We start from the raw sequence: 23,115 nt of genomic DNA on the forward strand, positions 1-23,115 counted from the left end.
ACCTATGACCCTGCTGCAAGATCTGATCTCTGGGACAGCTTCATATCAACAATACTGCCGGATGCGGATGTAAGGCTATTTGTGCAGAAGATCTGCGGGCTATCTCTAAATGCTGCAATAATCGAGCAGAGGTACTACTGCTGCTACGGCAAGAGGGATAACGGGAAGTCAAGATTCACTGAAGCCATAACAAGGGTACTTGGCGACTATTCGCAAGTTGCACCATTTACCACATTTGAAAAAAAGAAGCTGCAGACTGGCCAGGCAAGAAGCGACATTATTAGAATGAAGAACAAGCGTTTGGTCGTTATCCATGAGGTCCCGGAGGATGCCAACAGGGTCGATGACAACCTGATAAAAAGCATAACTGGAGGGGATGTGATCGCATCACGCGATCTATATCAGAAGGAAGAGGAGTACACCCCCACCTGTAAGCTTATTTTTGAGGGAAATCACAAGCTCAAATACTCTGGCCATGAGCCCAACTTCATCAAAAGAACGGTATTTGTGCATTTTGACGTTACAATCCCTGAAGATAAGCAGGACAAGGAGCTTCCATACAAGCTTTCAGACCCCAATGTAAAAAGCGCAATTTTGAACTGGATGTATGAAGGATGGATTGAATACAAAAAGGACATTGAACTAAACAAGAAGCTAACAATACCTCCTAAAGTTAGGGCCATAACGACTGAGGCAAACCTAGAAAACGATCCGGTCGGATTTTTCCTTGAAAAGTGCTGCTATATAGAGAAAGGTTCCAAAGTCAAGAGCTTTGAGCTCTACACCGTCTATGAAAACTTCTCACAACTTGAAGGGATTACCACGTTTAAGATCCAGAAGTTCGGGCGCATAATGAAGGACAAGGGATATGACAAGGAAAGAACCATGGAAGGGGTTCTATACATGGACATAGGCATCAAGCGCGAGTGGCTGTCAAATGAAGAGTATATTGAATTTAATCCACCGGAAGAAGCAATAATTGAAGACACCTAGAATCTATGTAGGATATGTAGGTTTTACCCCATTTCCTAGAAAATATAAAATTTTACGCCTCGTATAGGGGTTTTTATGAAAATGGCCAATATCCTACATAACCTACATAAATCAGATTGGCCCTAATTTTAAGGCCAATTGCATACTTATCACTTAGATTCAAAAAGCCCTCTAAAAAATAGTATGATCTTGTGGCCAACTAGACCAGAGGCCACCTGGAGTATGAACTCCCCATTTTTTATAATATCGTTATAGTCCACAGTTAAAAAAGCTGGATTGGAAGGAGATTCTCTAAAGGACCATAAAATTGAATTACTAATGATTTTGGAATCCTTTTCAAGATTGTGGGGGCTCTTTCCAGTTTTCGTTACAAGTTCATCAAGTATGGCTTTTTCTAGATTCTTATACAGCTTGTCGTCATGGAAATTCTTTTCAGCTGCACGTGAAAAGAAATCAAAGGCGGTCTTCTGAACTGATCTGATTGTTCTGACATCCCTGCCAGGGGTACTAAATCTCTCTAGCCTCTTTTTCTCAAATTCCATTCTTACTTCTCTTGAGTAAAAATATTTGTAACTAGAAAAGGGGAATTTCTGGAAATGTTTTTTTGCATTAATGTGAAATTTATCGTTGGGATAGGCATATGCTATAGGAACGCCAGAGTCACAAAAGAAGTTCATAGCAACCCTACGATAGCATCATTCTCTCTAGTTTTTTTAATTCCTCGGGCTTTAGATCTTTTGATAGTTCTTCCGTATAAGAAAGCATTTCCTCATATGAAGGCCATAGGTTTTCTTTTATCAGATCTGACTGAAGTTCTTGCAGCTCTTTTCTTATTTTTACTACTTCTAATTTTGATTTCTCTGTGAATCTTTTAATTTCCTCTTCTTTTTTTGGGCCCGTCAGTGTATTGGTGTACGGTGTCAAATATGTATAAAGCCTATCCTGGATTTCTTTTAGCTTTCCCAGATAGACAAATGCTTTGGATCTATTTTTATTATTTCTTAGGCCTAGCATCATGCTTTCAAATATATCTGTAAAATCACAAAAAGCCTGGAGTATTTCTTCATCTTTCACATGGTGCAGCGAAGTGTAGTAGTCTGTTATAACATTCTCAATCTTGTTATTGATCAAGGGATCATAACTGTCTTTTTTTATGGAATCTATTACTTGACTAATGAATTCCACTGTTTGTATATTGTTTTTATACAGAGGCTTATACTCCTTCGGGCATTTATTTTTGTATACCCAGTCGTAAAATTGTTCCCTTGGTTTCATGAATATGCCCTTGTAGTCGTTAATGATTTTGTCTATAGCTAAACGCTCTTCAGGTTTGGACTTAATATCTGAGCTAACATAATCGGATAAAGAGTTAACATGCTTGGTATTCAAGATCTCTACAGCCACGGGAGAAAAAAATCCGTGTCTGTACCAGCCATAAGTAAGATTAGTATAGTTCAATTTCTCAGCCATAAATACTATGAATTTCACAAGCCTTGTCTTTGTCAGGTATTTCCTTTGACTATCATCTCTAATATTGGCCATCAGAGAATCAAGGGCAAATTTTATGAAATCCTCTTCTGGAAAAGTATTGAAATTTACTGGGCCTACCATCTTTATTTTGCCTCCAGGAGATTAAATTCTATACAATTATATAATTATCGAGGTCTTACAAGTATATTGTAATTAAAATACTTTATAAATTATATACCTCAAGCTTACACTTGTAAAATATCTTAAATAGAAATTTAAGGGTGTTACAGATAAGGCCAAATTGATTTACATTAGGAAAAGAAGAGAATGCAATAATTTCATTTTTATTTATATACTAAGCCGAGTGATTTCGAATTAAAATAGGAAGCCCCGGGGGGGATTTGAACCCCCGACTTGCTGATTACAAGTCAGCCGCTCTAGCCAGGCTGAGCCACCGAGGCGCAATCTAAAAAGAACTATAACAATTTATAAATTTAATCCTCCCATGGTTCCTTCTCAAACAATCCCAATCCATAAGTTTCCTTCAATACTAAAATTGCTGCTTGAGGAGCTATTAATCCTTTTTCTGTTATAATCAAATCTATGTACTCAGGAGGAGTAACATCAAATGCAGGATTATTGACTTTAAGTCCTTTTAGTTTTTCATAATCTTCTTTTGAAATCACTTCAAATATGTCTCTTTCTTCAATTTCGATTAATTCTCCACAATAAGTCTGAGGATTAAATTTGTAAGTTTCTGCTGCAACGATTACCTTAACTCTTGCTTCGTGCGCTATTGATGCAAGCGTTGCTGTACCCACTTTATTGACCACAGCCCCATTTGCTGCTACTGCATCTGCGCCAATAATAACATGGTCGGCCTCACGTATGAATATCCTAGCTGCCGAGTCCACAATTAAAGTAACATCTATACCTTCATCTAGTAATTCCTTTGCTGTTAGTAGCCCTTGAAGCCTTGGCCTTGTCTCATCAGCATACACTTTGATCTTCTTCCCATCCCTATGAGCCTTCTTTATGATACCAAGGGCCATTGAACTATTGCAATGGGTAAAGATAACATCTCCGTCTCTTATACGCTTTGAGCCTATTTCGGCAATCCTTTCAAGTGCAAGATTTGAATTTTCACAAAAATCATCAGATGCTATTGAGATCATTTTTTTTAGAGATGCGACATCTTCTCCGTTCTTATATCCTTTCCCAAGTTCAACTAAGACGTACCTAAGGGCATTTTCAAGTGAAACGGCAGTTGGTCTTGTAGCAATAAGAAATCTGGCTGTTTTCTTAATATCTTTAACAAATCCATCGGGGTCATTGCCTTTATAGCTTTCCGCCTCTAACTTAAGGGCTTCTGCAACAGTTCTACCTATTTTTGCAGCCCCTCTTATCTTCATCTCTTTTATATCCTCTGCAATAGCTATAACTCTTTTATCCATCCAACCTGCTCCTATATAAATTTTCAATCTCTTCTTTTTTAACTTTTAATATGGCCCCATAGCTCTGTACACAAAAACTTGCTGCTGCGTTTGCATATCTTAACGAACTTCTTATATCAGAGGTCTTAATATAATTATTTATGAAAGCAGATGAAAATGTATCTCCTGCACCTGTAGGGTCAATAACTTTCACTGGAAATGCTTTTTCATGAATATAATTTTTACCAAAATAATAAACTCCATTTTTGTCAGCCTTGACAATAACATTCTTGACTCGTCGCTTCTTTAGATACTCCCCTCCGTCTTCTAAGTCTTTGGATCCTACTAAAGCTGAAAGTTCATGTCTATTGACAAAAAGAAAATCTACATTTTTCACCATCTTTAATACATTATCAGAATGAGAATAACAGAGTTGCTCACCCGGATCAAAACTAACAATGTTTCCATTTTCTTTTGCGATATTTATTGCATGTTCTGCTATTTCGATTTTTGTGGGAGAGATATGAACAAATCTATATTCCTTAAAAAATTGGTAGTTTATCATATTTTTTTCAAACTTATCATTAGCGCCTTTATAAAAAAGAAACATCCTATCGTTTCCTTTGTTTATGATAAACATCCTTCCAGAAGGGGAATTTTGAAGGATAAGATTAGAATAATCAACATTGTAATTTTTTAGAGTTCCTATTATCCCATCACTATCATTTCCAACAGCCGCTATAATCCCGCAAGATAATCCCAATATGGAGCTATTAACTGAAACATTGAAAGCAGAGCCCCCATATCTTATCTCAAGACCTTCTATTTTAGATTCTCCATTAACAACTGGGAATGACTCGACCCCCATTATAGTATCTATGTTAACATTTCCAACGCACAATAAATCTTTCAACTGTCAATCCCCTCTCCAAATTCAATTGATGTAAAGTTTATAAAGATTGTTGGAAAATCTGTTATAATGATTGAGATAAAAGACCTCCACTTCAAATACCACTCTCAGACTGAAGAAGTCCTAAAAGGTATTCATCTTAATATAAAGAAGGGGGAGTTTGTCTCAATAATAGGCCCGTCAGGCTGTGGTAAATCAACACTTTGTCTCACACTAAATGGTATAATACCAAAAACAATAACGGGGGATTTTTCTGGAGATGTCATTATAGAAGGAATAAATACTAAGGATAGAGAGGTAAGTGAATTTTCAAGGAGGGTAGGTATGATCCTCCAAAATCCTGAATCCCAGCTTTTTGCAATGACTGTTGAAGAGGAACTGGCCTTTGGGCCAGAAAATTTAGCTGTGCCAAGAGAGGAAATTGAAGAGAGAATATCTTGGGCCCTATCAATTGTGAATATGGAAGATAAAAGGGATGAGTTCCCGGGCAATCTTTCTGGTGGACAGAAACAGAGGATAGCCATAGCTGCTTCTCTTACGATGAAGCCCAATATTCTTGTTCTTGATGAGCCTACAAGTCAGCTTGACCCAGTCGGAAAGACAGAAGTATTTTCTGTTCTAAAAGAACTTCACAAGAAGGAAAAAATGACAATTGTATTAGTTGAGCATAGGACAGAGCCAATAGCAGAGTTATCCGATAGAGTTGTCGTGATGGATAAAGGATCTATAGTTTTGGAAGGAACTCCACGACAAGTTTTTGAAAAAGTTCCCTTTCTAAGAGAGCTTGGGATTATGGTCCCCGACATAAGCTACCTCACTTATCTTCTAAAAGAAGGGGGCTATGTAAAAGACATAGCACTAACTGTCGAGGAAGGAAGGAGGCTTTTCATTTGAATGCAATTGATATAGAAGGTATACATTTCGCCTATCCGGAATCAAAGGAGATATTAAAAGGAGTTACATTGTCTGTTAAGGAAGGAGAGTTCCTTTCGCTAGTAGGCCAGAATGGAAGCGGTAAAACTACACTGGCGAAGCATTTTAATGGATTATTGAGGCCAACTAAAGGCAAAGTCTTTATCCTTGGTGAGAATACGAAAAATTCATCGATTGCAGAGCTTTCAAGAAAAGTTGGTCATCTTTTCCAGAATCCTGAAAATCAGATCTTTGAAGAGACTGTATTTGCTGAGATTGCATTTGGCCCTAGGAATCTGAATATACCGGAAGACGAAATAGAGGCAAGAGTTGATAAAGTCTTAAAGACAACTAGACTATCAAAATATAGGGATACTCATCCTTTGTCTCTTTCTGGTGGAGAAAAGCAGAGATTGGCCCTTGCATCTGTTGTAGTTATGGAGCCACAAATTCTAGTTCTAGATGAGCCTACTACTGGCCTTGACCTTTTATCCATACAAGGCATCTTAGAGGTAGTAAAGGAGCTCCACAAGAAAAATGTAACTGTTGTATTGATTACTCATGACATGGGGCTTGTGTCAGAGTTGTCTGAAAGGGTAGTTATTATGGGGAATGGCCAGATAATTGGGGACGGTACACCAAAAGAAATATTTGCTAATGATGAACTTTTAACAAGGGCAAGCCTTGAACCCCCACAGATTATGAAATTCTCTAAGATTTTAGGATTAAAACCAGAAGTAAAAGTAGATGCACTTTACAAGAGAATTATTGAAACTTTATAGAATTCTTGACTGAGTTTTTATTAATATTATTTTTAGTTACCAATATTTATTATTTTAAAATATTATTTACATTAATTAAAATATTTATTATTACTATCGAAAGATTTATAAATCAATAATGTCTAATTTATTTATAGCACTGGAGGTGAAGTGCATGAGAAAAATTATTGGATATGTTGCTGCAGGTGCAATATTGGCCACAGTATCAGCCGCAGTAATAATAAAGCAGAAAAAGAAAGAAATAAAAAACAAGTAAGATACTAGAATATTATCTATTTTTTTATAATATTTTAGTATTCAATTTTTCTTATTATTTCTTCACCCAAATATTCTTCAATGTCTTTTTTTAGTTTCTCAAAATCTGATTTCATTATGGTATGGCCTTTAAAAAAATGTGACTTAATTCTGTCACCAGAAATATCGTCTCCCTCTACTTCAAAAAGAACTGAACTCTTGTAAAAATGCTCTCCTTTAATAACTCCGTCTTTATCTCCATCAACAATTCCGATGATGGGAATTCCAAATCGTTGTAAGATGTACCCAGAAATTCTTGTTGTATCGTCTCCGACTGTCACAGCTCCCGCTATGTTTGATAAGTTTTGGTATATAGAGTATGCATCATGATTAATTAATAAGATATTTTCACCCATAATATCTCTTATTTTTACTGCATCTTTTGTTTCAAACCCATCGGTACTGTCCACCTTTAAAGAAAAGATATCAACTTTCTTTAGTTTTTCCAATCCATGTTTTTTTATTTCTACCCCTTGGATTCTTTCTATTTCCTTATTTCTGACATATATCCTGACATCCTTATCAAAAATCTTTCCAACTACAAGTCCATTAAATAATAATAGTTCTCCAGGATTGCATCCTCTTATTTTTCTAACAAGGTATTGGCCTTCTTTTGTTATCTCTATTCCCTTACCGACAGGTTCTTCAATGAATCCAAGTAAATTCAAATTCTTCTTCAGATCTGAAAATCCTCTTTTGACCTCGAAGAGTTTTTTTGTTTTTATGTCAATGCCTAAAATCTCCCCATCGAAAGTTGCTCTCTCCCCTATTGCTCCAAGAAAAGTTCTGGCAGTTTCAATAGATCTAGCTTTCAATACAAGTAAGACTGAATCAAATCCCTTAAGCTCTGATATGGCAACAGATGGTCTTTTAAAAACAAGTTCAACCCCATCTATCCCACTATCAAATAGCGATGTTATGCCCATAGTCCCGACAATATAGGATTTTGTAGGGTATATACTACTCAGTTTTTCTAAAATATCTTTACTTCCTTCATCATAAAAGATATCAATTCCATGGAATAATAAAGCTAACATGCTACTTTCATCAAATTCTTTGTTTCTTCTACTAGTTTTTTTGCCTTATCTATACTCTTTGATTCAGCTATTATCCTAACAATAGGCTCTGTATTTGACGGCCTTATATGTATCCATGAATCGTCTAAATCGAATTTTAGTCCATCTATATCATTATAGGGATTGCCTTTAAAGAACTCTTTTATATAATAAAGATTTTTTTCAAATGAATCTCTTGAGATATTTACTTTGTCTTTTATCATATAATACTTGGGGAGTTCAGAAACTATTGCGGAAAGAGATTTCTCTGACTTTGATAATCCTAGTAGTATTAAAGAGATGGCGGAGAGGGAGTCCCTTGCATATTGGACCATTGGAAGTATGACTCCGCCATTTCCTTCGCCTCCAATTGACGCATTGACCCTAATCATTTCTTCAACTACGTTTATCTCCCCAACTTTAGACCTTAGGACCCTACCTCCGAGTGATGAAACTGTATCGTCAAGAGCTCTAGTGGTAGAGAGATTAGTTACAACAGTTTTATTATTTGGATTTAAGTATTGAATGAAGAATTTTGATGCAAGTACAAGCGTATTCTCTTCCCCAATATAACATCCGTTTTCATCTAGTATGGCAACTCTATCTGCATCCCCATCTAGGGCAAATCCAATGTCTATCTCTCTATTCTCCTGAATAAAATCTGAAAAATAAGCGAGATTTTCTTTCAGTGGCTCTGGATTTCTTGGAAAAGAAGCTTTTGGATCACAGTTCAATTTAACATGTTTAAATCCAAGTTTTTCTATAAAAGTAGGTATTAGTTCTGAACCGGCGGCGTTGCATGCATCTACTGCAACTGTGAAACTATTTTTATTAAAACAGTCAAAATTGATCTTAGAAAGAACAGATTCAATATGGAGTTGTTTTGCAGAGGGATCTTTTATTATTTTTCCAAGTGTATCATAAGATTGAAATTTAAAATTTTTTTCCTCTAAATTTTTTTTAACAGCGTTGATCTTTCTTTCGTTAAAGAAGATTCCATTACCTTCAATGAACTTTAATCCGTTCCATTTCTCTGGATTGTGGCTTGCAGTTATTGATATTCCGCCTGAAGCCCCTTTTACCTTTGTGACATATTGTACAGTTGGAGTTGGTGCAATTCCTATATCTACTATATCAAATCCTAGAGATTCAAGAGAGGATATGACTGCACACTTTACCATATTTCCTGACATCCTTGAATCATTGCCTATAACTACTGAGCCCGTAGGTATCTCTTTTGCAAATGAGGAAACATAACTACATATGAGCTCTGGGGATAAACCTCCTCCAACTATCCCCCTGAGGCCTGAAACACCGAATATGACTTCCATTTATTCACCCTAAAGAAAATTTATTTGTAGAAACGCCACAAGCTTTCCTTTCCTCTTTTGTCATTTCAAATATCTTTTCCATTAATTCTTCATAATCTTTAGTTAATACTATTCCACGCCTCTCTGCAGCTCTGGAGTACGTTTTTAGAGATGAATCAAAAAATAGTTCTGAGGGCATAGATCCAAGGGATTTTGCCCACATGCAGAAACTTGGAACATCTTCGGAAATAACGCCATGAATATGGGCGGCGAATCCAATCTTTTTTCCAGTATAGATCATAGTTCCAATAGAAGATTTAGCATTGTCCCCAACTACACATCCAAAAAATTGCTCCCCTGAATCAATTGTTTTTTTTCCTATCTTGTATTTTATAGTGCCATATGTATCTTTCAAATCACTGTTTGAGGTCCCTGCCCCAAGATTCACCCATTCTCCAAGATAAGAATGGCCAACAAATCCATAGTGTTGCTTGTTGGAGTATCCATGGAAGATAGATTCTTCTATTTCGCCCCCAATTTTACACACATTGCCAATTGAGCATTCCTGTATCCTTCCGCTTTTGATAAGGCATTTTTCTCCAATATAAGTTGGCCCGGCAATTCTAGAAAAAGCTCTAATATCTGTATTAGCACCTATGTATATTGGTCCCTTTCTTGCATCGAATACAATATTCTTTTCAGCTTCAACGTCTTTTCCAATATAGACAAGTTTTTTGTCTCCAATTATATCTATGTCCAAATTTGTATTATCTTCAGTGGAACAGTATAAAAAAAATTCTCGTTTAATTTCGTTACAATTTTCTTTTATTATATCCCAAGGGTATTTTAAGAGCTTGAGATTGGGAACCTTAAATTCTTTTAATCCTATTTTTTTTAGCCTCTCAATATCATTGTATTCAGAGATATCTAAAGCACCTAAAGATTTTTCTTTTATGTAAATAAATGCAATTTCATTGCCAGAATAATAAATCCCTTCTTCTTTGATATCTGGCTTTTCTTTCATGAGCGTCCTGCCATTAACAAAAAGCACATCCCCCTTAGTAGATTTATCAAAAATAAGCCCATTATTTGAAAATAGGGATTTTAAATAATCTCTAATTAATAAGTAAATTTTTGCTTCAGGAAAATAAAATTCTATTTTTTCCCTTAAATTTTTAAAACCGCATCTTAATTCAAATACGGGCCTGGAATAGGTAAGGGGTAAAAAATTCTCATAAGTATAATCTTCAAATATGCAAATATTATCCAAATAATCCCTCTAATATTTTTCCAGGGATATACATTTAAAAGTTGTGATTAAAAAAGAAAATCAATTAACTTAAAGACGTAGATTAGATGCAGAATATAGAATTATTTCTTAAAGAAGTTCTTAAAACAAGAGTGGCGGTGCTTGGCGTTGGAAGCGACCTCAGAGGGGATGATGGGGTCGGCCCTTATCTTTCTGAAAAACTAGCCTTATTGAACAATGAATCATTTCTTAGCATAAATGGAGATTTAGTTCCAGAAAATTTCACGCAAGATCTACGAAAGTTTAAACCAAAAAATGTTATTATTATAGATGCAGCTTTCATGGAAAAGATGGCCGGCGAGGTAGAGATTATTACAATAAATGAAGTAACTGGAGTTCCTTTTTCTTCTCATTCGATGCCACTTTCCGTTCTTGGTAAATATCTTTCAAAAGAAATTGGCTCTAATGTATTCATTCTTGGGATACAAGCAGAAAGAGTTGACTTTGGAAGCGATATCTCTGAAAAAGTAAAAGAGGCTGCAGACAATATATACGAGGCCATAAAAAAGGAGATTAGTTAGTCTCCATTTAATTTTTCTAAAAGATTTGTGATTTCATTATCACTCATCTCTTTAATCCGATATTTTTTCAGCAACTGATCTCGTTGATTAATTTCTTGAAGTTCTTCTGGTTCTAAGTCTTTAATGATAATGCATTCTGGATGGGATATCTTTACAATCCCAATATCGTTTAAGGTTAGCCTTACAACTGAAACTCCACATCGAATGAATTCAAAAGGCGATTCTAGTCCACATTCATTACCATAAAATATAGTTCCAGAATTTATCAATTTCCTTTCTGCCCCCAATAAGGTGCCTTCAGAAACAATAGCTTTAATCTCTTCTTCATACTCCCCTTTGTCAGCGAGTATTCTTATATAACCTGTAAATCCATCAACATCATCAATGATTTGACCAATAAATTCTTCAAGAGAATCTACATTCATATTGTATTTGACGGATGTTTTTACTATGTGCCCTTTCGGGAGTTTCATATTATTACCTTTGAGTTTTAGTCTTTAAATCTTTCGAAAGTCACCATGCATGGTGCATTTTCATTGAATTCAAAATTATATTTATACTTTAAAGATTCTCCTTCAATATTATAGTCAAGAGCTCCCAACAAGGTTATTGCTCTAAGACATGCTATCTCTTTTTGCTCCCCTATAAGTTTATTACAGTGAGATTTGTATGGGCATTGGAGTGCTTTAAAGATAAAATTTTTATCATCGCCTCCGAATTCAAAATCATCAGGATTAAAGAATTGGGCTGTGACAAGTGCATCAATAAACATCTTAACTGTATTGTATGGACTCAATCCTTTTTCAAATTCCATGCCAAGCTCACCCCAAGACTCAATAAACGGGCGAATAGATATGGTCCCCCATTTTCTATAAAATAGTTTTGGTCTATCAAAAAAAACATTGGCCGTAGATTCAACACCATAAAGCCATGCATTCATAATCACTTGGGTGAATTTTAATTTCTTCTCCATAGTCATTGTTTTCTACCTCGTTGATAATAAGGTTATTTATATTTCGACTTCTATTTATTTAAATTTTACTAAACTCAAATACTTAAATTTAAATTTCAAAACATATCGAAAATTTCTGATGGTGAAATAATGAAAATAACTAGAAATGATGACATGAAAATGCTTTCATCACTTGACGAATGGGAGCTAATTGACCTTTTACTATTTAATATCAAAAATCTCTGGAGAGTTGACGGGCTTTACTTTTTGGAGATAGAAGAAAAATTTGGGGTGGAGGCTGCAACAGATATAGATGTCAAGTGCTGGGAGTATATAGCAAAGATAGAAGCCAAATATCTAAAGCAAATGTTTTCTCTTGAATCAAATCTTGAAGGTCTTGGCAAGGCGTTGAGATTAACTAGCTGGGCCCTTGACCACCCCTCTAAAGAAATAGAACTAAAGGAGGATCTACTAGTATTTCGTATAACTGATTGCCATACACAAAAAACTAGGAAAGAAAAAGGATTCCCAGAGTTTTCATGCAAAAATGTAAGATTCAATTATCTAAAAATCTTTGTTGAAAATTTCTCTCCAAACATCGACGTATGCTGCAAGATATGCCCTCCAGATGAACGTCCGGACAACATTTGGTGTGAATGGCATTTTAAAATGAAATAGGGATAGAAAAGGTTAAAAATAAGGTTAACCTAAAATTTGAAAGTGAGAATATGGCTACTTGGAAAAATACTTCAAATGATATAGTCAAATGTCCTAAATGTGGCTTTGTCTTTTCAAAGCAGTATTCAAGGGTTATTTCATGCAAAACATGCCCAATGGCAACATCAGGATGTGTATTGATAAAGTGCCCCCGATGTCAGGAAGAGTTCTAATCTTTGAATAAATACAGATATTATTCCTAGTAGTTATTATAATACCGAAAAATATATAAAGAAGGGTATAAAAAATTTTATGGGGGAGAGATTATATTCCGATTATGATTACCCTCCTTTATGTCCAAAAGATTCCATCAGGATTTGCCCTTTGGGCTCTCTCCTCCAAAAAACGGGGTAGATACATTTGCAATATTGGGATGAAAAGATAGAAACGATGAAAAGGGATGAACTGGAAGCATTCCAGTTAAAACATCTTAAAAACATATTGAATCATGCGTATAACAATAGTGAGTTCTATAGAAATAGCTTTAGAGCCGCTGGAGTATCCCCAGAGGATATCAAGAGTCTTTCTGACCTCGATAAACTTCCAACGATTAAAAAGGACGACATTCGAAAAGATCAAGAAGCTACTCCTCCGTTAGGTAAGATGACCGCAGTATCTGAAGATGACGTAGTATACATCTCAGTTTCAAGTGGCTCTACAGGGATGCCCACGGCTTCCCCTTTCACCTTTCAAGATTTTGAAGACTTCATGGATTTTGAAGCAAGGTTATTTTATTCGTCAGGAATGAGAAAAAATGATAGATACTGCCATGCATTGAATATGTCTCTATTTGTTGGAGGGCCATGTGTTTTGGGCGCTCAAAAGATTGGAGCCTTGTGTATTCATGCCGGAACTATCCCCTCAGAAAGATTACTTAGGATAATGATGCAGTTCCAGCCAACTATTACTTGGACAACACCATCCTATGCCTGGTATCTTGGTGAAACTGCAGAAAAACAAGGTATTGATGTGGCACATGATACGGCAATAAATAAAATCTTTGTTGCAGGAGAGCCGGGTGGCTCTATCGGGGCTACAAAAAAGAGAATCGAGCAACTTTGGGATGCTGATGTTTATGATTACTACGGTCTTTCTGATATATTTGGAGCTTGCGCTGGAGAATGTGAGGAGAAGGCAGGCCTCCACTTTGCAGAAGACCACATGATTGTTGAAGTTCTTGATTTAAAAACTGGTGAGCCAGTCGGTGAGCATGAAGAGGGAGAAATGGTATTAACAACTGTCAAGAAAATGGCAAGACCCATGATAAGATTTAGGACTGGTGACTTAGTATCCTATGAAGATGAAAAATGTTCTTGCGGTAGAACTCATAAGAGACTATTGGGAATATGTGGAAGAACAGACGACATGCTCATAATAAAGGGAGTTAATGTATTGCCCTCAAGTGTCGAGCCAGTAGTAAGGGGTAACAAAAAGCTTTCTGGAGAATACAGGCTTGTAGTAGATAGAGTTAATCACCTTGACGTCTTAACTATTGAAATTGAAAGTAGTTGTGAATACAAAGGAGATCAAAAACTATTACAAAGTGAAGTACAACGTGACCTCAGAGCTGTTTTAGGCATAACTCCAAAAGTAATAGTTTATGAAGACGGTACATTGCCAAGAGAAACGCACAAAGCAAAAAGAATTAAAGATAATAGAAAGAACGTCTGGAAATAAAATTTTATTTTTAATAAAATAAATATTTTTTAAAATATATCAATTGCTCTTGACAGCACATTGCTTCCCCTATATTCTGGAAGAATCATGGGCGATTTTCTACTCTCTGGAACTCCTGCTTTTTTCAATTGCTCAGAGTATTTTGTAACGTGTGAGAGCGTCAACTTTCCAACTGAGGCTTTCTTTGCATGCCTTGCTGCAGAGATTCCTGCCCTTCTGCCAAAGACAGAGTAGTCAAGAAGAGAGTTTCCCATAAGCCTATTCTTTCCATGTACACCACCAGTTACTTCTCCACCTGCAAATAATCCCTTTACTTCTGTAGCCCCATTTGCATCGATAACGATTCCCCCATTTTGGTAGTGAAGCGTTGGAAATACTAATATAGGATCTTCTACCATATTTATATCAAATCTCTTAAACATTCTGTACATGGCAGATAGTTCTCTCTCAGTAACTCCTTCTCCCTTAAGCATGTTAATCATTGGTGAATCAAGCCAAATACCTTGCATCCCCGTAGGTGTTTCTACACCCCCGCTTACCCCATAACATTCTTTTATGAATGCGGCACTTTCGACATCTCTTGGTTCCAATGGGTGGACAAACATATCACCGTCTTTATTCAAGGGTTGTGCGCCAAGACCCCTAACTTTTTCAGTTATAAGTAGTCCAACTATCTGTTCTGGGAAAGCTGCACCAGTAGGGTGGTATTGTACGGAGTCCATATCCCTCAACCTTGCACCGCACCTATATGCCATTGCAAGACCATCTGCAGTTGCACCATAGTGATTTGTAGTAGGGAATCCTTGGATGTGAAGTCTCCCAAACCCGCCTGTGGCCATGACTGTAGATTTAGCCCTTACAACGTAATACTGGTGAGTTTCGATATTGAAAAGAATCGCACCTGCAACTTGGCCCCTATCGTCCATCAAAAGTTCAATTGCCGGTGAAAACTCTACTGCAGGAATTGAGAGGTTTATGAATTCATCTCTAATGACCCTAAGTAGCTCCATGCCAGTATAGTCTTTAGCAGAGTGCATTCTTTTTCTTGATGTTCCTCCACCATGGATAGTAATCATTGTTCCATCTTTTTGCTTGTCAAACATTACCCCTTTTTCTTCAAACCATTTAATCACTGCTGGGCCATCAGAAACCAATGCCTCCACAAGACCTGGATCATTTGCAAAGTGCCCACCACCAATTACATCAAGGTAGTGAATTTCAGGGGAGTCATTTGGTTTGTCTGCTGCTTGTATACCTCCTTGTGCCATAATTGAGTTTGAGTCGCCGTGTCTAAGTTTTGTTGTCATCAAGATATCATCCGGATCAATGCCCTCATATGTAGCCCAGATACCAGCCATTGTTCCTGCTCCACCCCCTCCGATAATGAGAAGATCAACATCATAATCAATTTTAGATAGGTCAATATCTTTTTCAGAAATTCTAGGATATGATTCAATTAAATCGGCAACCTCAAATGGAACTATCTCGCCTTTTGAGGGTCCTACTGAAAGTGTTCTTTTGACTTCAGGTTTATAGTCGGGGTGAAATTTATTTAGAACATCATCTCTTTCTTCAAGAGACATCTGCTTGTATTGAGCTTTCAATCTTTTTTCTCTTGTTTTTTCAACTTTTTCAATAGACTCTCTCATAGATTCTGGATAACCTTTAATAAGCTTCATCAAACCACCTACTCAATCACCCTTTTTTTGTAAAGCTCCTTAATTTCATTGAGCCCCATAACTTTTAACTTGGAAATTTCTTCCTTTGTAACTCCACTATTTAACTTTGCAACGGCTTCTTCGGTATGGATTGATTTGGGGGCAACGAATTTTCCATTTAGTCTTCTTGCAAGCTGACCAACATGATACTGAGTGATTTCGGCAGGGCATCTAAAAGCGCAAAGCCCACACTGGACACAATCAAACGATAGAGTGGCTGCTTTTTCTATATCACCCCTCAGAGATGCTTGAACATAATCCATTACCTTTAGCTCCTGGGGGCAAACTTTGGTACAACTGTTACAACTTATACATCTTGCAATCTCGGGGTATTCTTTTAGAAGTACATTGTGGGCTATGTTTAGTTTATCGACATCATATTTTTTCTTGTTAGCAGGTGTAAATGGTAATTGAACAAGGTACATACCATCATCAACTGTAGTCTGGCATGCTAGAGCAGACTTTAATTTGTAGTCATTTTTCAACCTATAAATAGTCGCACATGCCCCACAAAATCCAGCTCTGCAACCCGCACCTCTTGTATATCTATAGCCTGCATATTCCATGGCTTTCATCAGGGTCAATCCTGATGGAACTTTATACTCCTTGCCCATGATAAATACACTTACCAATGGGATCTTATTATTTTCAGCCAACTATAAACCCCCTCTTTCTTCTATTTTATCTTTAATAAACATGTAGTCCTTCAAAAACTTCTCATTATTCTCTGAAAGAGAAATCCTTAACAGTTCTGATAAATAAATAACAGGGATCTTTTGATTTATTTTTCCTTTTTCAAATAAACTCTTCTGTGCCGTAGTCAGATTGTACTGGCAAAGTGGACATGGAGTAACGATTACATCCGCCCCTTTACTATGAGAAATAGAGACTATCCTTTGAACACAATCGAGAACTGCTTCTTTGTTTGTTATGATTTGATGAGCGCCACAACACTCAACTGTCATAGGATTTTCAATGACCTTTGCTCCAAGAGCTGAAAGTATATCCCCCATTATATGAGGGGAGTCCTGACTATCAAATGCAATAGTCTTAGGCCTTAGCAGCATGCACCCATAATAAGGATCTACTTTTAGATTTTTTAAAGGCAATTTTACTTTATCCTTAATCTTCTCAAGACCTATATCGTTATACAAAACTTCCAAAAAATGCATAACTTCAATATTGCCAAGGTAGTCCTCTTCGGTATCCATGAAAAGATTGACATTGTATAGTTTGTCTGGGTTGTCTTTATACATCAAATTGACTTGTTTTAAAACATTGTAACACATTGAGCAAAGAGTCACGAGCTTATTAGTTTTAAGTTCTCTTCCCATCTCCTGCGCCCTTATCAGAGTTCTTGTAGCAGATAGATGGTCTGCCATTACATCCGAGGTGAGATTATAGACAACACCGCAGCATGTCCAAGTGGGCAATTCCTTTAGCTCAAATCCCAGAAGCTTTGCAACTTCTAATGCCGCTTCTTCATCTTTTTTACCGGTGGTCTTTAGTGTGCAGCCAGGGTAATATGGATAATCCACTACCATACCCCCTTCTTAATCGCTGCAACTATTGCCATCTGAGGTATCTCTTCAATCATCTTCTCTATAAACTCTTTTGAGTAAATATTTATGAAGTCCTGTTTGTTTCTAAGCATTACGTTTCTCAAAGCTTCCATTATCTTTGCTATATCAACGCTTCTTGGGCACCTTGCAGAACAGGTAAAACATGCAGCACATACCCAAAAAGTGTTTTGGTCAAGGACTTCAAGGTCCCCCATCTGAACATATCTAATTATCTTGTTAGGTGCTACGTCCATACTGTCTACGACTGGACAGGTAGCTGAGCATTTACCGCACTGATAGCACTGGAATATATTCTGTCCCGATATCTCTTCAACAGTTTTTCTAAGTTCCAATCCCTTCTCAGAAACGGTAAAAACCACTATATACCCCTCCCAAGCCTCTTGACAAGCTCTCTATTCTTATCGTAGATAGATATTTCAATTGGCGATGTTCCAGGGAGGCAGTGTGTGGCGCATGCAAAACAGGGATCATAGGCCCTAAAGGCCATCTCTACCTTATTCAGTATTCCATCGTTTACTTTTCCATTCTTGATCATGCCTTTTGCTGCGTCCCTAACAGACATGCAAATGGCGCCAGCATTATTTGTTGTGGCAACTATCATGTTTGCTTTCTCAATTTTTGCATCCTCTGTTAATTTGTAATGATGGAATAGTGTTCCTCTAGCGGCTTCAACTACACCTACACCTTCATTTGGAAGGCCGACTTTGTTCCTGAGATCCTGTTTCAAAATCTCATTATCTCTACTAAGTTCTAATGCTTTTTCAGAAGCATAGAGTAGCTCTATTAGTCTTGCCCAGTGGAATGCAAGGGTAGAGTTTACTGGTTTTCCCAGAGTTTCAATTAGCTCTTTATATGCCTCATTTGCAAGTGGTGTTGTAAATCCATCGATAACGTTTATTCTTCCTAATGGACCAACACGATAAACTCCACTATCGACCCCACCGGTAAGACCATTCCATCCAATCTCTTTTAGATAAGGATACTTCATATAGGTCCATGGCTCAACATGCTCTTCTATATAATCGGCGTACTTAGTTGCTTCAAAACAGGCAAACTCTTTATCATCTGGACTTTTTACCCTAATTTTTCCATCATAGAAGTTCAAGCTATTATTCTTGTCAACTAGCCCCATATTGTAAGTTTCAAGGGTATAGGCCTCACTTTTGATTAGGTCAAGGTATGTTTTATTTTTCAAAACAGTGTCTTTGAAGAAGTTTAAGGTAAATTCTGAAAACTTAACACATGACTCGGCCATCTGTTCAATTTCATTTCTTTCCTCTTCAATTAATCCTTTTGAAACGCCACCTGGAAGACCGCATACTGGGTGAGTTGGTTTACCTCCAAGAATCCTTGTGATCTTCTGGCCATAGGCCCTATGTTTAATTACTTCCTTACCAATTTCAACTCCAACTTTTCCAATGACACCTATAATGTTCCTATCGCTCTTTGGGGCATCTGGGCCTACGACAAAATCAGGCCCGCCTAGGAAGTAAAAGTGAAGAATATGGTCGTATATAACATAACCACAGTACATTAATTCTCTGAGTTTTTTTGCAGTTTCTGTTGGTTCTGTACTAAATGCAGCGTCAAGTGCTTTAGTCGAGGCAAAGTGATGTGCCACTGGACAAACACCACAAATTCTTGAAGTAATCTGGGGCATGTCCTCTGCAAGCCTTCCCTCGCTAAACTTCTCAAATCCCCTAAGTTCAGGTATTTGTAAATAAGCATTTTCAACGTTTCCACCGTCATTTAGAAATATCTCAATCTTGCCGTGGCCCTCAAGCCTTGTAATGGGGTCTATTGTAACTCTTTTCATTTAATCACCTTTCTCTTAATGAAGGATGAAGCAAGCGAATACCGGTAAAATGTTCCAACTGGATCCTTAATTTTTGAGACAAGCTCTTCTACCTTTTTCTCGTCAAGCGTTAATTCATTTTCAACTGCCAAGACAGATGCCAGTGCAGATATCATCTTAGCACCTTGGTCTGTTACCTCCGGAGTCTTACCAAAACATCCAGTGCATGGCATGTTACCTTTGATGCATTGATGGCCACATCCTGATCTAGTTGCAGGGCCCATGCAGATAATGCCTTGATCAAGGAAGCATTTTTCTGGGTCAGCTTCCTTTTCATAAACTCTATATATTGTTTCTATCATCTTATCTTTCTTTTTTCGCGGGCACTCATCACACAAAGCCTTCACAGGCGCCAAAACTGCACCCTTTGGTGGTAGGTCACCAGCCAAGAATTTATTAAATGCCTCCTCAACTATATTTGGGGTTGGAGGGCATCCGGGAATATAATAATCAACATCTACGACTTGATCAAGAGTTTTAACAGTGTCATAAAACTCTGGGATATGGATCTCTCCTTCCTTGACTTCAAAGGAGGGTAGGGGTAGAGTGTTTTCACTATTTACAGTTGTTTCTGTTTCCTGATAGGCCCTGTCAAATATCAGTTTTTTATTGAATAGATTTGCCAATGCGGGAATGCAGCCTTCATGTGCGCATGAGCCGAATGCAACAAGGAGCTTAGATTTTTTCCTAAGTATCTTTGCAAGCTCTTCATTTTCACTAGTCCTTATGGCGCCATTAAAAAAGCAGACATCTATGGATTTGTCTTTCATCTTCTTTAGATCTTCATATTTTGTGTCCATCGCAACAGGCCACATCAATATGTTTGCCTTTTCAATGACATCTAGTATCTTTTCATTGATATCTAAAACAGCAATTTCGCAGCCACCGCATGATGCAGCCCAGTAAAATGCTATGTTTGCTTTACTCATTTTTATTCCTCCATTTTGAGTGGAGATGGCCCAATCTCTTTTATTTTAACGACCATATCATTTACGACTTCTCGAAACTTGTTTCCTTCACTGGCCGATATCCATTCTAGTCGTAGCCTCTCCTCTTCTAATCCCATATCTTTCAAAAGCATTTTAAGAAGTTTTACCCTTCTAAGTGTTTTATAATTACCTTGAGCATAATGGCAGTCACCTGGATGACACCCCCCGACAAGAACTCCATCTGCACCCTTGGCAAAGGCATCTAAGATAAAAGATGGATCGACTCTTCCAGAACACATCACCTTTATAGGAACTGCATTTGGGGAAAATTTTAATCTTGAAACTCCTGCAAGATCTGCCCCTGCATATGTGCACCACTTGCATAGAAAAGCAATAATTTTAGGTTCAAAATCTTCCATAAAATCTACTCCAGTATTACTTCAATCATTTTAAACATGTTTTTTGATTCATCATTTTTCATTGTAGCTGCCCCACTTGGACATGCTGATGCACAAGTGCCACACCCTTGACAAAGAGCTTCATTTAATTTTGATCTCTTAACTTCCTTTCCATCTTGAGTTTTAATTTCAGCTTCTAATGCTCCGTATGGGCATAGGGTAATGCATACACCGCACCCGCTACATATATCCTCGTTTATTTCACAAATCAAAGGCTCTTTATGAAGGAAGTCGGATGAAAACATAGAAAGGACCTTTGATGCTGCAGCACCTGCTTGAGAAACTGATTCAGGTATGTCCTTTGGGCCTTGAGCTGTACCGGCAAAGAATATACCAGATGTCATGCTTTCTACCGGCCTTAATTTTGGGTGTGCTTCTTTTAAAAATCCATTTTCATCTAATGAGATTTTTAGTTTTTGTTTAATTTCATTTATTCCAGATGAAGGTTCAATCGCCATTGCCAAAACTGCAAGGTCGGCCTTAACTTCGACTTTCTTACCTGTTAAGGTATCAACTCCCCAGACAACTACCTTATTGCCATCCTCAAAAATCTTTGAAACTTTGCCCCTTGTGTAAAGCGCATGATCCTCTTCTGTTGTCCTGTAATAAAACTCCTCATAATCTTTTCCTGCTGTCCTGACATCAATATAGAAGACGTACGCATTTCCATCATGGACCTTATGCTTGAACAACATGGCATGTTTTGCAGTGTACATGCAACATATCTTAGAGCAGTAAGGCTTGTGCTCTTCAACATCCCTTGAACCGGAACACTGGACAAAGACTATATCTTTTACAGGCTTTCCATCTGAGGGTCTTACAATCTCACCGCCTGTTGGTCCTGATGCAGATAAGAGTCTTTCAAACTTAAGGCCACTTATAACATTGGGGTACCTGCCCCCACCATAATCTGAAAGATTTTCAAGGGGATACTCTTGATATCCTGTTGCAACTAAAACTGCGCCAGCATCAACTTCAATAATCTCTTCCTGCATATCAAAATCAATAGCCCCGAGCTTACAAAACTTCTCACAAATCTTACATATGCCCTTTGTGTAATAAAGGCAATTTTCTCTATCAATGACAGGTTTATTTGGAACGGCTTGAGGGAATGGGGTATAAATGGCAGTCCTTTTAGAAAGACCTTCCTGGAACTCCGAAGGTACCTTTACGGGGCACTTACTATAACAATCCCCACATCCGGTACAAAGATTCCAGTTTACTGAAGTAGGTTTTTTCTTTATCTTCACTTTGAAGTTTCCAACATACCCGCTGATACCTTCCAACTCTGAGTATGTCAAAAGCTCAATATTTGGGTGGTTTGCAGCTTCTACCATTTTAGGAGTAAGGATACACTGAGAGCAATCAAGCGTTGGAAAAGTTTCAGATAGCTTTGCCATCTTTCCCCCAATAGAAGAGTCTCTTTCAATGAGGTAAGTTTTGTATCCTCCGTTAGCAATATCAAGCGCTGCCTGGATCCCAGAAACTCCTCCGCCTATCACAACTGCGTTCTTAATAATTGGAACTTCAATGTCATTAAGAGAGATATCATTTTTGACCTTCTCCACAATGCTTTTAGTAATTTTTATCGCTTTTTCGGTAGCTTTGGCCTTATCTTCATGCACCCAGCTACAGTGCTCCCTTATGTTAGCAATCTCACATTGGTAAGGATTAAGTCCAGCATTTTTTGAGTTAACTCGGAAGGTCTTTTCATGGAGGGTTGGTGAGCACGCTGCAACTACTACGCGGTCAAGTTTTTCCTTTTCAATAGTTTCCCTCATAAGTTTTTGGCCGGGATCAGAACACATGTATATGTAAGTCCCAGCATATGCTACGCCTTCCATTTTAGATATCTCTTTTGCTACTTTTTCCACGTCAACTGTCCCAGCGATGTTGGAACCACAATGACAAACAAAAACACCTACTCTTGGAGAAGAAGAGTTAGCAGCCATTAAAAGTCATCTCTCTAATTTTGTACTACTAATATATTTTTTTAGGTTTTAAATGTTTTGGTTATATAATACAGCTAAGACCAAATAATAATTATTAAATAAAATTATTTTCGGATAAAATTGGCAAATATTTTAATTTTACCGGGTAAGACATTCATTGTATTTTCTATAAAATGAAAATTTGTATAATATTTTAAGAATATTTGATTTTTTTATTACAAAAATTAACATTTTTTATACAAATGAACAAAATATTATCGATATTTGTCTAAACAATAATCTTTT

At 37.1% G+C, this 23,115-nt stretch carries 24 protein-coding genes and 1 tRNA gene; 7 read left to right on the forward strand and 18 right to left on the reverse strand.

The annotated features are described in order from the left end of the window. The coding region (locus HPY60_04190; GenBank protein ID NPV50382.1) for a hypothetical protein at positions 1-993 on the forward strand (993 nt) is incomplete at its 5' end. A gap of 149 nt (positions 994-1,142) precedes the next feature. On the opposite strand, the gene HPY60_04195 is transcribed toward HPY60_04190, so the two are convergent. The 5 genes from HPY60_04195 to HPY60_04215 all read right to left on the reverse strand — a co-directional run bounded on the left by HPY60_04195 (position 1,143) and on the right by HPY60_04215 (position 4,809). Continuing rightward, positions 1,143-1,670, reverse strand: a complete 528-nt coding sequence (locus tag HPY60_04195) for a hypothetical protein (GenBank protein NPV50383.1) — start codon at positions 1,668-1,670, stop codon at positions 1,143-1,145. Between the two features lie 7 nt (positions 1,671-1,677). Next, positions 1,678-2,604, reverse strand: coding sequence for a hypothetical protein (locus HPY60_04200; GenBank protein NPV50384.1), 927 nt, complete (start codon positions 2,602-2,604; stop codon positions 1,678-1,680). A 245-nt stretch (positions 2,605-2,849) separates the two neighbouring features. After that, positions 2,850-2,924 (reverse strand) — tRNA-Thr (locus tag HPY60_04205). Positions 2,925-2,957: 33 nt separating this feature from the next. Further along, a complete protein-coding gene (locus HPY60_04210) occupies positions 2,958-3,917 on the reverse strand; it encodes a ribose 1,5-bisphosphate isomerase (protein ID NPV50385.1) in 960 nt (319 codons plus the stop codon). Continuing rightward, positions 3,910-4,809, reverse strand: coding sequence for a carbohydrate kinase family protein (locus tag HPY60_04215; protein NPV50386.1), 900 nt, complete (start codon positions 4,807-4,809; stop codon positions 3,910-3,912). The genes HPY60_04210 and HPY60_04215 overlap by 8 nt, the downstream gene beginning before the upstream one ends. Before the next feature lie 66 nt (positions 4,810-4,875). Between HPY60_04215 and HPY60_04220 the strand changes: the two genes are divergently transcribed. Continuing rightward, positions 4,876-5,700, forward strand: a complete 825-nt coding sequence (locus HPY60_04220) for an ATP-binding cassette domain-containing protein (protein NPV50387.1) — start codon at positions 4,876-4,878, stop codon at positions 5,698-5,700. Positions 5,701-5,705: 5 nt separating this feature from the next. Continuing rightward, a complete protein-coding gene (locus HPY60_04225) occupies positions 5,706-6,500 on the forward strand; it encodes an ATP-binding cassette domain-containing protein (GenBank protein ID NPV50388.1) in 795 nt (264 codons plus the stop codon). Positions 6,501-6,790: 290 nt separating this feature from the next. On the opposite strand, the gene HPY60_04230 is transcribed toward HPY60_04225, so the two are convergent. The 3 genes from HPY60_04230 to HPY60_04240 are packed head-to-tail and all read right to left on the reverse strand — an operon-like array spanning position 6,791 to position 10,429. Beyond that, on the reverse strand, positions 6,791-7,831 hold the full coding sequence (locus HPY60_04230) for a DUF2117 domain-containing protein (GenBank protein ID NPV50389.1): 1,041 nt from the start codon (positions 7,829-7,831) through the stop codon (positions 6,791-6,793). Beyond that, positions 7,825-9,180 (reverse strand): phosphoglucosamine mutase, encoded by a 1,356-nt coding sequence (glmM, locus tag HPY60_04235; GenBank protein NPV50390.1) that lies wholly within the window; start codon positions 9,178-9,180, stop codon positions 7,825-7,827. Before glmM ends, HPY60_04230 begins: the two co-directional genes overlap by 7 nt. Positions 9,181-9,184: 4 nt before the next feature. After that, positions 9,185-10,429 carry a hypothetical protein gene (locus HPY60_04240; GenBank protein NPV50391.1) on the reverse strand — a complete coding sequence of 415 codons (1,245 nt, stop codon included), beginning with the start codon at positions 10,427-10,429 and terminating at the stop codon, positions 9,185-9,187. A gap of 86 nt (positions 10,430-10,515) precedes the next feature. Here HPY60_04240 and hycI point away from each other — a divergent pair, with 86 nt between their 5' ends. Beyond that, complete coding sequence (gene hycI, locus HPY60_04245; GenBank protein NPV50392.1) at positions 10,516-10,989, forward strand: hydrogenase maturation peptidase HycI; 474 nt, start codon at positions 10,516-10,518, stop codon at positions 10,987-10,989. Here the strand turns inward: hycI and HPY60_04250 are convergent. Together HPY60_04250 and HPY60_04255 are read right to left on the reverse strand one after the other, a co-directional pair. After that, positions 10,986-11,462 carry a hypothetical protein gene (locus HPY60_04250; GenBank protein ID NPV50393.1) on the reverse strand — a complete coding sequence of 159 codons (477 nt, stop codon included), beginning with the start codon at positions 11,460-11,462 and terminating at the stop codon, positions 10,986-10,988. The two genes, hycI and HPY60_04250, sit on opposite strands and share 4 nt — an antisense overlap. 17 nt (positions 11,463-11,479) lie before the next feature. Further along, entirely contained in the window at positions 11,480-11,962 is a 483-nt protein-coding gene (locus HPY60_04255; GenBank protein NPV50394.1) for a hypothetical protein, read from the reverse strand. Positions 11,963-12,091: 129 nt separating this feature from the next. Here HPY60_04255 and HPY60_04260 point away from each other — a divergent pair, with 129 nt between their 5' ends. From HPY60_04260 to HPY60_04270, 3 genes are all read left to right on the forward strand, one after another. After that, a complete protein-coding gene (locus HPY60_04260; GenBank protein ID NPV50395.1) occupies positions 12,092-12,619 on the forward strand; it encodes a hypothetical protein in 528 nt (175 codons plus the stop codon). A gap of 50 nt (positions 12,620-12,669) precedes the next feature. Further along, complete coding sequence (locus HPY60_04265) at positions 12,670-12,831, forward strand: hypothetical protein (GenBank protein NPV50396.1); 162 nt, start codon at positions 12,670-12,672, stop codon at positions 12,829-12,831. A gap of 217 nt (positions 12,832-13,048) precedes the next feature. Beyond that, positions 13,049-14,335: a phenylacetate--CoA ligase gene (locus HPY60_04270; GenBank protein NPV50397.1), complete on the forward strand. Its 1,287-nt coding sequence runs from the start codon at positions 13,049-13,051 to the stop codon at positions 14,333-14,335. Between the two features lie 29 nt (positions 14,336-14,364). Here HPY60_04270 and HPY60_04275 read toward each other — a convergent pair whose 3' ends face one another. From HPY60_04275 to HPY60_04310, 8 genes are read right to left on the reverse strand one after another with little or no spacing between them, the layout of a single operon-like run. After that, a complete protein-coding gene (locus tag HPY60_04275) occupies positions 14,365-16,014 on the reverse strand; it encodes an FAD-binding protein (GenBank protein NPV50398.1) in 1,650 nt (549 codons plus the stop codon). Positions 16,015-16,022: 8 nt separating this feature from the next. Further along, positions 16,023-16,667, reverse strand: coding sequence for a 4Fe-4S dicluster domain-containing protein (locus HPY60_04280; protein ID NPV50399.1), 645 nt, complete (start codon positions 16,665-16,667; stop codon positions 16,023-16,025). A gap of 42 nt (positions 16,668-16,709) precedes the next feature. Further along, positions 16,710-17,591: a CoB--CoM heterodisulfide reductase iron-sulfur subunit B family protein gene (locus HPY60_04285; protein NPV50400.1), complete on the reverse strand. Its 882-nt coding sequence runs from the start codon at positions 17,589-17,591 to the stop codon at positions 16,710-16,712. Further along, positions 17,591-17,998: a heterodisulfide reductase gene (locus tag HPY60_04290; GenBank protein NPV50401.1), complete on the reverse strand. Its 408-nt coding sequence runs from the start codon at positions 17,996-17,998 to the stop codon at positions 17,591-17,593. Before HPY60_04290 ends, HPY60_04285 begins: the two co-directional genes overlap by 1 nt. Beyond that, positions 17,995-19,452: a Ni/Fe hydrogenase subunit alpha gene (locus HPY60_04295; GenBank protein NPV50402.1), complete on the reverse strand. Its 1,458-nt coding sequence runs from the start codon at positions 19,450-19,452 to the stop codon at positions 17,995-17,997. Before HPY60_04295 ends, HPY60_04290 begins: the two co-directional genes overlap by 4 nt. Beyond that, positions 19,449-20,420, reverse strand: coding sequence for an oxidoreductase (locus tag HPY60_04300; GenBank protein NPV50403.1), 972 nt, complete (start codon positions 20,418-20,420; stop codon positions 19,449-19,451). Before HPY60_04300 ends, HPY60_04295 begins: the two co-directional genes overlap by 4 nt. Before the next feature lie 2 nt (positions 20,421-20,422). Continuing rightward, on the reverse strand, positions 20,423-20,839 hold the full coding sequence (locus tag HPY60_04305; protein ID NPV50404.1) for a hydrogenase iron-sulfur subunit: 417 nt from the start codon (positions 20,837-20,839) through the stop codon (positions 20,423-20,425). A gap of 5 nt (positions 20,840-20,844) precedes the next feature. Further along, positions 20,845-22,830: a CoB--CoM heterodisulfide reductase iron-sulfur subunit A family protein gene (locus HPY60_04310; protein ID NPV50405.1), complete on the reverse strand. Its 1,986-nt coding sequence runs from the start codon at positions 22,828-22,830 to the stop codon at positions 20,845-20,847. Positions 22,831-23,115: the final 285 nt, after the last annotated feature.

This window comes from Methanofastidiosum sp., from assembly GCA_013178285.1.
In the GTDB taxonomy this organism is placed as follows: Archaea; Methanobacteriota_B; Thermococci; order Methanofastidiosales; family Methanofastidiosaceae; genus Methanofastidiosum.

What these genes read in the sequence shown, in the direction of transcription:
- HPY60_04195 (NPV50383.1), bottom strand. Translation starts at nt 1,670, where the DNA reads ATGAACTTCTTTTGTGACTCTGGCGTTCCTATAGCATATGCCTATCCC.
- HPY60_04200 (NPV50384.1), bottom strand. Translation starts at nt 2,604, where the DNA reads ATGGTAGGCCCAGTAAATTTCAATACTTTTCCAGAAGAGGATTTCATA.
- HPY60_04210 (NPV50385.1), bottom strand. Translation starts at nt 3,917, where the DNA reads ATGGATAAAAGAGTTATAGCTATTGCAGAGGATATAAAAGAGATGAAG.
- HPY60_04220 (NPV50387.1), top strand. Translation starts at nt 4,876, where the DNA reads ATGATTGAGATAAAAGACCTCCACTTCAAATACCACTCTCAGACTGAA.
- HPY60_04230 (NPV50389.1), bottom strand. Translation starts at nt 7,831, where the DNA reads ATGTTAGCTTTATTATTCCATGGAATTGATATCTTTTATGATGAAGGA.
- glmM (NPV50390.1), bottom strand. Translation starts at nt 9,180, where the DNA reads ATGGAAGTCATATTCGGTGTTTCAGGCCTCAGGGGGATAGTTGGAGGA.
- hycI (NPV50392.1), top strand. Translation starts at nt 10,516, where the DNA reads ATGCAGAATATAGAATTATTTCTTAAAGAAGTTCTTAAAACAAGAGTG.
- HPY60_04250 (NPV50393.1), bottom strand. Translation starts at nt 11,462, where the DNA reads ATGAAACTCCCGAAAGGGCACATAGTAAAAACATCCGTCAAATACAAT.
- HPY60_04255 (NPV50394.1), bottom strand. Translation starts at nt 11,962, where the DNA reads ATGGAGAAGAAATTAAAATTCACCCAAGTGATTATGAATGCATGGCTT.
- HPY60_04260 (NPV50395.1), top strand. Translation starts at nt 12,092, where the DNA reads ATGAAAATAACTAGAAATGATGACATGAAAATGCTTTCATCACTTGAC.
- HPY60_04265 (NPV50396.1), top strand. Translation starts at nt 12,670, where the DNA reads ATGGCTACTTGGAAAAATACTTCAAATGATATAGTCAAATGTCCTAAA.
- HPY60_04270 (NPV50397.1), top strand. Translation starts at nt 13,049, where the DNA reads ATGAAAAGGGATGAACTGGAAGCATTCCAGTTAAAACATCTTAAAAAC.
- HPY60_04275 (NPV50398.1), bottom strand. Translation starts at nt 16,014, where the DNA reads ATGAAGCTTATTAAAGGTTATCCAGAATCTATGAGAGAGTCTATTGAA.
- HPY60_04280 (NPV50399.1), bottom strand. Translation starts at nt 16,667, where the DNA reads ATGGGCAAGGAGTATAAAGTTCCATCAGGATTGACCCTGATGAAAGCC.
- HPY60_04295 (NPV50402.1), bottom strand. Translation starts at nt 19,452, where the DNA reads ATGAAAAGAGTTACAATAGACCCCATTACAAGGCTTGAGGGCCACGGC.
- HPY60_04300 (NPV50403.1), bottom strand. Translation starts at nt 20,420, where the DNA reads ATGAGTAAAGCAAACATAGCATTTTACTGGGCTGCATCATGCGGTGGC.
- HPY60_04305 (NPV50404.1), bottom strand. Translation starts at nt 20,839, where the DNA reads ATGGAAGATTTTGAACCTAAAATTATTGCTTTTCTATGCAAGTGGTGC.
- HPY60_04310 (NPV50405.1), bottom strand. Translation starts at nt 22,830, where the DNA reads ATGGCTGCTAACTCTTCTTCTCCAAGAGTAGGTGTTTTTGTTTGTCAT.